The organism is Pseudomonas citronellolis (genome assembly GCF_001586155.1).
Taxonomy (GTDB): Bacteria; Pseudomonadota; Gammaproteobacteria; order Pseudomonadales; family Pseudomonadaceae; genus Pseudomonas; species Pseudomonas citronellolis.
Genome location: NZ_CP014158.1, coordinates 1,674,869 through 1,687,694 on the forward strand (window position 1 = coordinate 1,674,869; position 12,826 = coordinate 1,687,694).

The following is a 12,826-nucleotide window of genomic DNA, read 5'->3' on the forward strand; positions in this document are numbered from 1 at the left end:
TTGCGTTCCGGATGGGCCTAGCCGCCAGTGCAGCCGTTGCCCCAGACCTGGTACTCGATGGTGTGACGCTCGCCCTTCGAGTCTTCGTAGGTCATCTGCGCGGGCACGACCCCGCACTGGTTGGAGACGTCGGTGGTGGAAACCACGTGGGCGACGTCCAGGTTCATTCCGTAGGTGTATTGCTCCACTGCCGGACTCTGAGGTTGGGCAGCCTCGTCCGCTTGCGCAGCGAGGGCGAGCGAGGAGAAGCCGGCCAGGGCCAGAACGACTAGGGCTTTCATGAATTTTCCTGCCTTTTTCCCGAGCGGGAGCCGCATCCGGGCGCACGCGGCCAGGACGAAGTTCATCGGCTTCATCGGGAAGATGTCTTTAGGGATGTTGCGATCGGGTTCTTGGGTGTTGCGGCGCGCTTCAACAGCAAGCAAATGGTAGGTCCGCGGCGGGCATATTCATATGCCTGGAAGCCAGAAATACCTCGTACTAATAGGCAACAATCCAGCAGCGGCACGGGTTTGCGGGGAGCGCGCGGGCATAATGACGCTGCGCGGTCGTGTCGCAGCCGTTGCGCGATAGGGGCTGGTGTAGGAGCGGGCCCTGCCCGCGATTTCGCGCGCAGGGCGCGCTCCTACATGGAATCGCGCCGGTGGTTCCGGCTATCGCGGACAAGGTCCGCTCCGACCGTGCTTCCTGGAATCGTGGGAGCAACTGTCTGTGGGCCGCACCGAGACGCTCTTCGTAGGATGGGTTGAGCTTGCGAAACCCATGCGGTTGCGGTGATGGGTATCGCTTCGCTCAACACCATCCTACGAAAAGCCACGCTCGCTCATGCGGTAGGAGCGGACTCTGTCCGCGATTCGCGCGCAGGGCGCGCTCCTACAGGTGGGGCGCGGCGCGCGGCTTCCTCAACCCCGCGAGCTCTCCCGCAGCGGCGAGCTGGGGTCGAGCAGCGAGGTGCGGATGAAGTGCAGGTAGCTGCACATGCGCCGCAGCGGCGAGGTGTCGAAGTGCGGCGGGCGCGGCTCCTGGGTGCTGCGGGTGCTGTGGATGGCGTGCTCCACCGCCGCCAGGGCGCGCAGGCGGTTGTGCTCGCTGGGCTGGATGAACAGGCGGATCAGTGCCCGGCCCATGGCGCGGATGGCGCGGCGCCAGGGCATGTGCTCGGCGTACCAGGGCTCGTCGGGTAGTACCGCCTGTTCGCGGCGCAGCTCGATGATCGCCAGGCCCACTTCCTGCACCTGGAACATCCAGCGCAGCAGCCGGCGCTGCACGTCGGGGCGGCCGCTGGCCAGGCCGTAGGCCTGGTTGAGCAGGTCGCGGGTGCCGCTTTCGAAACCGGCCGACAGGCCCTTCAGCGGGTCGCTGATGGTGTGCACCACGCGCATGCGCAGTTCGGCCTCCAGGCGTTCCCACAGCCAGGGGCGGTTGGGCGGCAGTATCACCATCGCCGCCACCACCGCCATGCCCATGGACAGCAGCATGGCCAGGTATTCGTTGATGAAGGTGTAGGCGTCGTAGCGCGCCAGGTTGGCCGGCAGCGAGGCGATGCAGAACCACACCAGCAGGCCCACGCCGTAGCCGCTCCACTGCGGGCGGGTGATGAGGAAGGCGCCGAGGGCGAACACCGGCGCCAGCGCCATGCACAGCAGCGGGAAGCCATCCAGGTGCGGCAGCACGCGGAAGGTGAGGATGAAGCCCAGCGTGGCGCCCAGCAGGGTGCCGAAGGTCAGCTGCAGCGACAGGCGCTTGGGGTTGGGCGAGGCCGAGGACAGCGCGGCGATCAGCACCGAGGTGAGGGTGAAGGTGGCGCCGCTGAGCCACGAAGTCTCGATCCAGAACACCCCGCCGACCAGCACCAGCAGCGCGCAGCGCAGCCCGGCGACGGCCGCGGCCACAGCGTTGGCCTTGGGCGTGAAGCGTTCCTTCCACTGCTCGCGGATGTGCTTGTGGGCGGCCAGGGAGGCGTGGGTCTGGGCGTAGTCGTGGAGGTCGCCGGCGAAGCGGAACAGCAGCTCGGCGGCGGTCTCGAAGTCCAACTGGTCGGCCTCCCGCGGGCAGGCGTGGGCGAGTCTGGCGCGGGCCTCGCGGATCTGCGGCATCAGCTGCTGGCGGCAGTGTTCCAGCTGGGCGGCGAGAAAGGCCGCGTCGGCGTCGCGCAGCGGCCGGCCATGCCAGCCGGCGAGCAGCCCGCCGACTTCCACCAGGCACGGCATCAGCACTTCCAGCACGGCGCCGGCCTGGCGTTCGCGCAGGCGGTCGAGCAGGCGCTGCAGGGCGTGGAAGCGCGTGGTCAGTTGCATGAACTCGCTGTTCAGGCGCGCCAGGCGGCCGCTGCGCAGGCGCATGTGCGGGTCTTCGAAGGCGGTGACGTTGCGCAGGTTCTCCAGGCCCACGGCCTCGGCGGCGATGCGCGCGGCGGCCTGCTCGAAGCGGGCGTGGTCGAGGGTGCCTTCCAGGCCGGCGGCGGCCAGCCCGGCGAAGTCGCCGAAACGCGTGTCCAGGGCGTTGCGCAGCGCGGCGCTGCTGGTCTGCGGCAGCACCAGGGCGCTGACCAGGCCGGTGCAGAAGATGCCCAGGGTGATCTCCAGCACCCGCCACAGCGCTGCCATGAAGGCGCCCTCCGGGTGCAGGGTGGCGGGGATGCCGATCATCACCGCGGTGTAGCCGGCCAGCAGGCAGGCGTAGGCGCGGAAGTCGCGGTAGCGCGCGGCGCCGGCGGTGCACAGGCCGACCCAGATCGACACGCAGAGCAGGAACAGCACGCGCTCCTGGGCGAACAGGGCGATGAAGGTGACCATCACCGTGAGCCCGGCCAGGGTGCCGAGGATGCGGTAGAAGCTCTTGGCCAGGACCTGCCCGCTCTGCGGCTGCAGCACGATGAAGGCGCTGACCAGCACGGTGTTCGGCTGCGGCAGCTCCAGGCGGTAGGCCAGCCACAGGGCGAGGAAGGCGGTGAGCAGGGTCTTGCCGATGAACACCCAGGTCACCCCGTCGCTATGGGCCCAGGCGGACGCCGCCTGGCGCAGCGCGTCGGCGCCGGGCAGGCGCGCGCTGATGCGGGTGAGGCTGTTCATCGGGGCAGCGGCGAGTCGGGAGCTGTGCAACCGCAGGGCTGCGGGAAGGGCGACGGAGCAGGGGCGAAACGAGCCTGGCGCGTATGGCGGAACACAGCTGTGAATCCTGGGAACTGCGGAGGGGCCGCGGTGGGGAGGCGATTCTAGAAAACCGCCGGAGGCAGGATAAGCTGACAGTTGGGCGAATTATTTTTGCCTGAAAAACAACAATTCGCCGTGGGCAGTTATGCGACAATTCGCCGCCTGTCGTGAATCTGTAACAAGACTTTGCTGTAGCCGGCATCGCCCGGCACGGCGCGCGGACAGGCTCTCAGGAGAAATGATGGACCTGCTGCACAACATGCGTGCCTTCGTCTGTGTCGCCGAGACCGGCAGCTTCACCGCCGCCGCCCAGCGCATGGACCTCACCACGGCCTACGTCTCGCGTACCGTGGCCAAGCTCGAAGCCCACCTGCGTACCCGCCTGCTGCACCGCACCACCCGCCGCATCGCCCTCACCGAGGCCGGCCAGCGCTACCTGCTGCGCTGCCAGCAGATCCTCGGCTACATCGAGGAAGCCGAGGCCGAGGCCAGCGACGCCCATTCGCGCCCGGCCGGCAAGCTCAAGGTGCATGCCATGACCGGCATCGGCCAGCACTACCTGATCAAGGCGATCTCCCAGTACTGCGAGATGTACTCGGAAGTCAGCTTCGACCTTACCCTGGCCAACCGCACCACCGACATCCTCGACGAGGGCTACGACATCTCGGTGGTGATCGCCCCCGAGCTGCCCGACTCCGGCTTCGTCTCCAAGCGCCTGGGGCAGACCCACAGCGTGCTCTGCGCGGCGCCCGCCTACGTGACGCGACATGGCTCGCCCAAGGTGCCGGCGGAACTGGCCGCGCACCGCTGCCTACGCCTGGTGAACAGCGTGATGTCGCTGGACAAGTGGCTGTTCCACGGCCCGGACGGCGAGGAGCTGGCGCACATCGACCACACCCACTTCCAGGTCAACACCGCCGATGCCCTGACCGAGGCGGTGGTGGCCGGCATGGGCATAGGCGCGCTGCCGGTGTACTCGGCGGTGGAGGGCCTGCGCAACGGCAGCCTGGTGCGGGTGATGCCCGGCTACAGCCTGTTCCACCTGAACATCTACGCGCTCTACCCGTCGCGGCAGTTCCTCGATGCGAAGATCCGCACCTGGGTCGAATTCCTCCGCGACTGCATCCCCGGCATGCTCGCCGAGGACGAGCAACTGATGCTCGAACACAGCGCGCGCCTGCCCAACTGAGGCGCCAGACCGCCTGAATCGCGCCGCCCGCCCGGGCGGCGTGCTTTTTCACAAATGCCTCACCACGGCCGGTTGTGGGACTTTTCGTAGCCGCATTCCAATCTGCCGAACGCTGCCTTGGGAAAAGGTGAATTCACCGAACGCTGCCGCTGCGTCAGTCTGGGTTGCCCAGGCCGCCCGGCGGCCGGTCTCACCGATACAAGAACAAACCGAGGGTGAAGCAATGTTTGGTTCGAAGCTGCGGGCGCTGCTGGGCGCCCTGATGGTGCTTGGCGCCGCTATGGCGCACGCTGCCGATGCCCCTGTGGTCATCAAGTTCGCCCATGTGGTCGCGGACAACACGCCCAAGGGCCAAGGCGCGCTGCTGTTCAAGAAGCTGGTCGAGGAGCGCCTGCCCGGCAAGGTGCGGGTGGAGGTGTACCCGAACTCCTCGCTGTTCGGCGACGGCAAGGAGATGGAGGCGCTGCTGCTGGGCGACGTGCAGATGCTGGCGCCGTCGCTGGCCAAGTTCGAGCAGTACGCCAAGCCGTTGCAGATCTTCGACCTGCCGTTCCTGTTCGACGACATGGCCGCCGTCGACCGCTTCCAGGCCGGCCCGGCCGGACGCAAGCTGCTGACCTCGATGGAGGACAAGGGCATCACCGGCCTTGCCTACTGGCACAACGGCCTGAAGGTCATGTCGGCCAACAAGCCGCTGCGCGAGCCCCGCGATGCCCGCGGCCTGAAGTTCCGCGTGCAGGCCTCCGCGGTGCTGGAGGAGCAGTTCAAGGCGGTGCGCGCCAATCCGCGCAAGATGTCCTTCGCCGAGGTCTACCAGGGTCTGCAGACCGGCGTGGTCAATGGCACCGAGAACACCTGGTCGAACTACGAGAGCCAGAAGGTCAACGAGGTGCAGAAATACATGACCGAGTCCGATCACGGCCTGATCGACTACATGGTCATCACCAACACCAGGTTCTGGAACGGCTTGCCGGCGGACATCCGCACCCAGTTGCAGGCGATCCTCGACGAGGTCACGGTGTCGGTGAACCAGCACGCCGAGAAGCTCAACCAGGACGCCAAGAAGGCGATCGCCGCCTCCGGCACCTCCGAGATCATCGAACTGACCCCGCAGCAGCGCGCCGACTGGCGCGAGGCGATGCAGCCGGTGTGGAAGAAGTTCGAGGGCGACATCGGCGCCGACCTGATCAAGGCCGCCCAGGACGCCAACCAGGGTTGAGCCACGCGCGGGCCGGGCAGCGTTCGCCGCCCGCGCCCGCAGCACCCGCACGAGCCCACCACCACAGCCTACGGAGACTTCCATGACGGCCCTTCGGCGCGCCTGGGATCACTTCGAGGAGGGCTTCATCGCCTTCCTGCTGGCGGCCATGACCCTGGTCACCTTCGTCTACGTGATCCTCAACAACCTCTACACCCCGTTCTACAGCCTGGCCGACCGCTGGGAGGCCGGCAGCGAGGCGCTGTTCGCCATCGGCGACTTCATCATCGGCCTGGCCCAGTCCATGACCTGGAGCGTCGCCCTGACCAAGGCGCTGTTCGCCTGGCTGATCTTCTTCGGCCTGGCCTATGGCGTGCGCACCGCCGGCCACATCGGTGTCGACGCCCTGGTCCGGCTCGCGCCGCGCCCGCTGCAACGCCTCATCGGCCTGGTCGCCTGCCTGTGCTGCCTGGGGTATGCCGGGCTGATCGCCGTCGGCAGCTTCGACTGGGTGCGCACTCTGTTCATCGCCGGCATCGGCGCCGAGGACCTCGGCCACTATGGCATCCGCCAATGGCACATCGCGTTGATCGTGCCGCTGGGCTACGCCCTGGTGTTCATCCGCTTCCTCGAGATCCTCGTGCGCATCCTGCGCGGCCAGCAGACCGGCCTGGGGCTCGCCGACGAAGCCGCCGACGCACTGAAGGTCAAGGAAGACGAGGGCCGCAGCCAATGACCGTTCTGTTCCTGTTCCTCCTGCTCTTCGTACTGATGTTCATCGGCGTGCCGATCGCCGCTTCGCTCGGCCTGGCCGGCTCGATCACCATCATGCTGTTCAGCCCCGACTCGGTGCGCTCGCTGGCGATCAAGCTGTTCGAGACCAGCGAGCACTACACGCTGCTGGCGATCCCGTTCTTCCTGCTGTCCGGCGCCTTCATGACCACCGGCGGCGTGGCCCGCCGGCTGATCGACTTCGCCAATGCCTGCGTCGGCCACATCCGCGGCGGGCTGGCCATCGGCGCAGTGCTGGCGTGCATGCTGTTCGCCGCCTTGTCCGGCTCGAGCCCCGCCACCGTGGCCGCGGTCGGCTCCATCGCCATCGCCGGCATGGTCCGCTCCGGCTATCCGCAGGCGTTCGGCGCCGGCATCATCTGCAACGCCGGCACCCTGGGCATCCTCATCCCGCCGTCGATCGTCATGGTGGTGTACGCCGCCGCCACGGAACAGTCGGTGGGCAAACTGTTCATGGCCGGCGTGATCCCCGGGGTGCTGCTGGGCGTGGTGCTGATGGTGGCGATCTACCTGGTGGCGCGCTACCGCAAGCTGCCGGCGCTGCCGCGGGCCAGCCTGGGCGAATGGCTGCGCTCGGCCCGCGAGGCGCTGTGGGGCCTGCTGCTGATCGTGATCATCCTCGGCGGCATCTACACCGGGATGTTCACCCCGACCGAGGCGGCCGCGGTGGCGGCGGTCTATGCCGGCCTGGTGGCGATCTTCGTATACCGGGACCTGCGCATCCGCGAAGTGCCGCGGGTGCTGCTGGAGTCGGGCAAGCTGTCGATCATGCTGATGTTCATCATCGCCAACGCCATGCTCTTCGCCCACGTGCTGACCACCGAGCAAATTCCCCAGCAGATCACCGCCTGGGTCCTGGACCAGGGCTTCAGGCCCTGGCAGTTCCTGCTGGTGGTGAACCTGGTGCTGCTGGTGGCCGGGGCCTTCATGGAACCCTCGGCGATCATCCTGATCCTGGCGCCGATCCTGTTCCCGATCGCCATGCAGCTGGGCATCGACCCGATCCACCTGGGCATCATCATGGTGGTGAACATGGAGATCGGCCTGATCACCCCGCCGGTCGGCCTCAACCTGTTCGTCACCTCGGCGGTGACCGGCATGCCGCTGACCGGGGTGGTCCGCGCGGCGACGCCCTGGCTGATGATCCTGCTGCTGTTCCTGATCCTGGTCACCTACGTGCCCTTCATCTCCCTCGCGCTGCCGCAGGCGCTGGGTATGTGACGCATTGCCGCAGGCCCCGTCAGCCGGGCTGATGGGGCCTATCACTACGACTAAGGATTGGTAAGACCATGGTCGTATGGTCCCTGCGCACCCCGGCCGTTACAACTTGGTCCCAACAAGAACAACACTCCGAACCGAGGTAATGCGTCATGAGTGCGGCATCCGTGTATCCCGTGCGTCCCGAAGTGGCCGCCAATACCCTGACCGACGAAGCCAGCTACAAGAAGCTGTACCAGCAGTCGGTGGTCAACCCCGACGGCTTCTGGCGCGAGCAGGCCCAGCGGGTGGAGTGGATCAAGCCCTTCACCAAGGTCAAGCAGACCTCCTTCGACGACCACCACGTCGACATCAAGTGGTTCGCCGACGGCACGCTCAACGTTTCCTACAACTGCCTGGACCGGCACCTCGCCGAGCGCGGCGACCAGTTGGCGATCATCTGGGAAGGCGACGACCCGTCCGAGCACCAGGAAATCACCTACCGCCAGCTGCACGAGCAGGTCTGCAAGTTCGCCAACGCCCTGCGCGGCCAGGACGTGCACCGCGGCGACGTGGTGACCATCTACATGCCGATGATCCCGGAAGCCGTGGTGGCCATGCTCGCCTGCACCCGCATCGGCGCCATCCACTCCGTGGTGTTCGGCGGCTTCTCCCCCGAAGCCCTGGCCGGGCGCATCATCGACTGCCGCTCGAAGATCGTGATCACCGCCGACGAAGGCGTGCGCGGCGGCAAGAAGACCCCGCTCAAGGCCAACGTCGACGATGCCCTGACCAACCCGGAAACCAACAGCGTGCAGAAGATCATCGTCTGCAAGCGCACCGGTTCGGACATCAAGTGGAACGCGCACCGCGACGTCTGGTACGAAGACCTGATGAAGGTCGCCGGCACCACCTGCGCGCCGAAGGAAATGGGCGCCGAGGACCCGCTGTTCATCCTCTACACCTCCGGCTCCACCGGCAAGCCCAAGGGCGTGCTGCACACCACCGGCGGCTACCTGGTGTACGCCTCGCTGACCCATGAGCGGGTATTCGACTACCGTCCCGGCGAGGTCTTCTGGTGCACCGCCGACATCGGCTGGGTCACCGGCCACAGCTACGTGGTCTACGGCCCGCTGGCCAACGGCGCCACCACCGTGCTGTTCGAAGGCGTGCCGAACTACCCGGACATCACCCGCGTCGCCAAAATCGTCGACAAGCACAAGGTCAATATCCTCTACACCGCGCCCACCGCCATCCGCGCCATGATGGCCGAGGGCAAGGCCGCGGTCGAAGGCGCCGACGGTTCCAGCCTGCGCCTGCTGGGCTCGGTGGGCGAACCGATCAACCCGGAAGCCTGGCAGTGGTACTACGAGACCGTCGGCCAGTCGCGCTGCCCGATCGTCGACACCTGGTGGCAGACCGAGACCGGCGCCTGCCTGATGACCCCGCTGCCGGGCGCCCACGCGCTGAAGCCGGGCTCCGCCGCCAAGCCGTTCTTCGGCGTGGTGCCGGCGCTGGTGGACAACCTGGGCAACATCATCGAGGGCGCGGCCGAGGGCAACCTGGTGATCCTCGACTCCTGGCCGGGCCAGGCGCGCACCCTGTTCGGCGACCACGACCGCTTCGTCGACACCTACTTCAAGACCTTCAAGGGCATGTACTTCACCGGCGACGGCGCCCGCCGCGACGAGGATGGCTACTACTGGATCACCGGCCGCGTCGACGACGTACTCAACGTCTCCGGGCACCGCATGGGCACCGCCGAGATCGAGAGCGCCATGGTCGCCCACCCGAAAGTGGCCGAGGCCGCGGTGGTCGGCGTGCCGCACGACATCAAGGGGCAGGGCATCTACGTCTACGTCACGCTGAACGCCGGCGAGGAAGCCAGCGAGCAACTGCGCCAGGAACTCAAGGCCTGGGTGCGCAAGGAGATCGGTCCGATCGCCACCCCGGACGTCATCCAGTGGGCCCCGGGCCTGCCGAAGACCCGTTCGGGCAAGATCATGCGCCGCATCCTGCGCAAGATCGCCACCGCCGAGTACGACGCCCTGGGCGACATCTCCACCCTGGCCGACCCGGGCGTGGTGCAGCACCTGGTGGACACCCACCGGGCGATGAAAGCCGCCTGATCCGCCTCCGCAACGAAAAACGCCCCGGCTTGCCGGGGCGTTTTTCTTTGTTCGTCGAAGTGATTTCCTACGAGGACATCTTATTCGGTCGATCGACCCGCTCGTGTGTGGCCATGCAATCTGTGGGTTCAAAAATATACGTTAATAGCGCATATAATATGAAGGCCACATTCGTTGAGCTATCCCCGTTCGAGCGTAATCGCCGTCATTACCTGGATGACGAGGCGTTTCGGTTGTTCCAGCAGCTTCTGCTGGCACGGCCCGACGCTGGCGACGTGATCGCCGGTACCGGCGGCCTGCGCAAGGTCCGTTTCGGTGATCCCAGGCGTGGCAAGGGAAGACGGGGAGGGTTGCGAGTGATCTATTACTGCTGGCTGGGGGGCGCCCAGTTCTGGTTGTTCACCCTGTACGACAAGGATGAGCAGGATGATCTGAACGAACGGCAGAGAAACCAGTTGGCCGTGCTGCTGCAGGCGGAATTGAAATTGAGAGGAATGGTGCGATGAGCAAGCGTGACATCTTTGCCGAGTTGCTGGAGGGCTTCGACGATCTGGCGGCGGAGCGGCAGGGCAAGATCACCCTGCGAACCCACAAGGTCGAATCGGCGCCACTGCTGCCTGCCACCGGGGAGGAGATAGCTGCCTTGCGCGAACGCCTGAACATGTCCCAGCCGGTCTTCGCCCGCATCCTCCATGCCGCACCGGCGACCTTGAAGAACTGGGAGCAGAATCGTTCGCGCCCCAACGATCAGGCCACCTTGCTGATCCGTCTGTTGGCCAGGCACCCGGAAACCCTGGACTTGATTATCGAGTTGGCCTGAGTGTCGGTGTGGCTTTGGTGTGCGGTAACACCTCCCGCCACGCTGCGACAAAATGAGGCGCCTGGAAACATTTCGCACGCTTTCTATGCGCCTTTTCTGAACTCCAGAAAACTACCCCCAGGCTGGAGGCCGCGTATTCATTGAGGTGTCCATTAATTGGCTCGATACCTGCAATGAAAATTGGTTTTACTCTTCCCGCCTTGATCACCTAAAATCCGCCCCGTCAAGATGTCGGAGCCCGCTCTCCGGTGCTTCTATAATTAGTTGTCGCATTGAAGAAATAACCGCCCAGGGGCTGTCGCTAGAATGCCGCTCACCCTGGATGGCGTGGTTTTCCACGAGAAACCCGCCACGGCAATGCGCGCAGACGACAATAACCTTCACTTCTGCACGGGCAGCCTGGGCCAACCCCTTTCTCCTGCCAATCGAAGTCCTACCCTCGAAGGAGTTACTGATGAAGAAGTTCGCACTTCTCGGCGCGCTGGCGCTCTCCGCTATCACCGCTATGGCCCACGCCGACGACAAGCCCGTGCGTATCGGCATCGAAGCGGCCTACCCGCCGTTCTCCTTCAAGACCCCCGATGGCCAGCTGGCCGGCTTCGACGTCGACATCGGCAACGCCCTGTGCGAAGAGATGAAGGTCAAGTGCACCTGGGTCGAGCAGGAATTCGACGGCCTGATCCCGGCGCTGAAAGTGCGCAAGATCGACGCCATCCTCTCGTCGATGACCATCACCGACGAGCGCAAGAAGTCCGTGGACTTCACCAACAAGTACTACAACACCCCGGCCCGCTACGTGATGAAGGAAGGCTCGGCGCTGAACGACCCGCTGACCGATCTCAAGGGCAAGAAGGTCGGCGTGCTGCGCGGCAGCACCGCGGATCGCTACGCTTCCGGCGAACTGACCCCGGCCGGCGTGGAAGTGGTGCGCTACAACTCCCAGCAGGAAGCCAACATGGACCTGGTGGCCGGCCGCGTGAACGCGGTGGTCGCCGACTCGGTCAACCTCGACGACGGCTTCCTCAAGACCGACGCCGGCAAGGGCTTCGCCTTCGTCGGCCCGCAACTGACCGACGAGAAGTACTTCGGCGAAGGCGTGGGCATCGCCGTGCGCAAGGGTGATAGCGCCCTGGCCGGCAAGTTCAACGCGGCCATCGCCGCGCTGCGCGCCAACGGCAAGTACAAGCAGGTCCAGGACAAGTACTTCAAGTTCGACGTCTACGGCTCGAACTGATCCCTGACCGGAAAGTGGCGCAAACCCGGGCCGAGGCCCGGGGACCGTTGCCGTTTCGGCGCGAGTCGCGTTGCTGTGACAAATGACGCCAGGCTAGGCGCGGGATGCAGGCAATGGTGTTCCCTTGCTAAATCCCGCAACGACGCATGGCGTCATTTGCCGCGCAACCCGAAGGGACGGGCTATTTTTTGTGCGGAGGCCTCGCTCGCTGTTCATCTGGGATGACCGAGCCGTGACGCGTGCACCTTGCCCCGCGCAAAAAATTGTTCCGTCGCGGCCGTGACGAAACGGTAACGGTCCCTGCTGTTTGTGCCACTTTTTTATTGGGCGGCGGACGCTGGGCGACCGCGGCCGGTTTTCCCGGGCTCCGTGGCCCGTCGTTCTGCGTTCGCCGCTGCGGCGAGCGGTTGCATGAGGTGCTGACCATGTTCAACGGTTACGCGGCCACCATCGTCGATGGTGCCTGGCTGACCCTCCAGCTCGCCCTATTGTCGATGGCCCTGGCGGCGGTGCTCGGCCTGGTCGGCGCGGCCTTCCGCCTGTCGCCGGTCAGGTGGCTGGCCTGGTGCGGCGACGCCTACTCCACGGTGATCCGCGGCGTACCCGACCTGGTGCTGATTCTGCTGATCTTCTACGGCGGCCAGGACCTGGTGAACCGCGTCGCGCCGCTGCTGGGTCACGACGACTACATCGACCTCAACCCCTTCGTCGTCGGCGTCGGCACCCTCGGCTTCATCTTCGGCGCCTACCTCTCGGAAACCTTCCGCGGCGCCTTCATGGCCATCCCCAAGGGCCAGGCCGAGGCCGGCTTCGCCTACGGCATGAGCCACCTGCAGGTGTTCTTCCGCGTGCAGGTGCCGCAGATGATCCGCCTGGCCATCCCCGGCTTCACCAACAACTGGCTGGTGCTGGTCAAGGCCACCGCGCTGATCTCGGTGGTCAGCCTGCAGGACATGATGTTCAAGGCCAAGCAGGCCGCGGACGCCACCCGCGAGCCGTTCACCTGGTACCTGTTCGTCGCCGCCCTCTACCTGGTGGTGACCAGCGTCTCGCTGCTGTTGCTGCGCCTGCTCGAGCGCCGCTACTCGGTGGGCGTCAAGGTCGCGGATTTGTAA

At 65.9% G+C, this 12,826-nt stretch carries 11 protein-coding genes; 9 read left to right on the top strand and 2 right to left on the bottom strand.

Features of this window, described 5'->3' with window-relative positions; translation table 11 throughout:
* Positions 1-17 precede the first annotated feature (17 nt).
* On the bottom strand, positions 18-281 hold the full coding sequence (locus tag PcP3B5_RS07625; RefSeq protein WP_009618416.1) for a DUF2790 domain-containing protein: 264 nt from the start codon (positions 279-281) through the stop codon (positions 18-20).
* A gap of 621 nt (positions 282-902) precedes the next feature.
* Positions 903-3,071: an FUSC family protein gene (locus PcP3B5_RS07630; protein WP_058070228.1), complete on the bottom strand. Its 2,169-nt coding sequence runs from the start codon at positions 3,069-3,071 to the stop codon at positions 903-905.
* Between the two features lie 322 nt (positions 3,072-3,393).
* Here PcP3B5_RS07630 and PcP3B5_RS07635 point away from each other — a divergent pair, with 322 nt between their 5' ends.
* The 9 genes from PcP3B5_RS07635 (at position 3,394) to PcP3B5_RS07675 (ending at position 12,826) form a co-directional block, all read left to right on the top strand.
* Positions 3,394-4,341, top strand: a complete 948-nt coding sequence (locus PcP3B5_RS07635) for a LysR family transcriptional regulator (RefSeq protein WP_043267728.1) — start codon at positions 3,394-3,396, stop codon at positions 4,339-4,341.
* Positions 4,342-4,564: 223 nt separating this feature from the next.
* Positions 4,565-5,560 (top strand): TRAP transporter substrate-binding protein, encoded by a 996-nt coding sequence (locus PcP3B5_RS07640; protein WP_058070229.1) that lies wholly within the window; start codon positions 4,565-4,567, stop codon positions 5,558-5,560.
* Between the two features lie 82 nt (positions 5,561-5,642).
* A complete protein-coding gene (locus tag PcP3B5_RS07645) occupies positions 5,643-6,275 on the top strand; it encodes a TRAP transporter small permease (RefSeq protein WP_043267726.1) in 633 nt (210 codons plus the stop codon).
* Positions 6,272-7,552, top strand: coding sequence for a C4-dicarboxylate TRAP transporter large permease protein DctM (gene dctM / locus PcP3B5_RS07650; RefSeq protein ID WP_061560944.1), 1,281 nt, complete (start codon positions 6,272-6,274; stop codon positions 7,550-7,552). Before PcP3B5_RS07645 ends, dctM begins: the two co-directional genes overlap by 4 nt.
* Positions 7,553-7,701: 149 nt before the next feature.
* Complete coding sequence (gene acs, locus PcP3B5_RS07655) at positions 7,702-9,657, top strand: acetate--CoA ligase (protein ID WP_061560945.1); 1,956 nt, start codon at positions 7,702-7,704, stop codon at positions 9,655-9,657.
* A gap of 158 nt (positions 9,658-9,815) precedes the next feature.
* Positions 9,816-10,163: a hypothetical protein gene (locus tag PcP3B5_RS07660; RefSeq protein WP_061560946.1), complete on the top strand. Its 348-nt coding sequence runs from the start codon at positions 9,816-9,818 to the stop codon at positions 10,161-10,163.
* Positions 10,160-10,477, top strand: a complete 318-nt coding sequence (locus PcP3B5_RS07665; protein ID WP_061560947.1) for a helix-turn-helix domain-containing protein — start codon at positions 10,160-10,162, stop codon at positions 10,475-10,477. Before PcP3B5_RS07660 ends, PcP3B5_RS07665 begins: the two co-directional genes overlap by 4 nt.
* 454 nt (positions 10,478-10,931) lie before the next feature.
* Positions 10,932-11,711: an ABC transporter substrate-binding protein gene (locus PcP3B5_RS07670; protein ID WP_009620740.1), complete on the top strand. Its 780-nt coding sequence runs from the start codon at positions 10,932-10,934 to the stop codon at positions 11,709-11,711.
* A 425-nt stretch (positions 11,712-12,136) separates the two neighbouring features.
* Positions 12,137-12,826: an ABC transporter permease gene (locus tag PcP3B5_RS07675; protein ID WP_009620741.1), complete on the top strand. Its 690-nt coding sequence runs from the start codon at positions 12,137-12,139 to the stop codon at positions 12,824-12,826.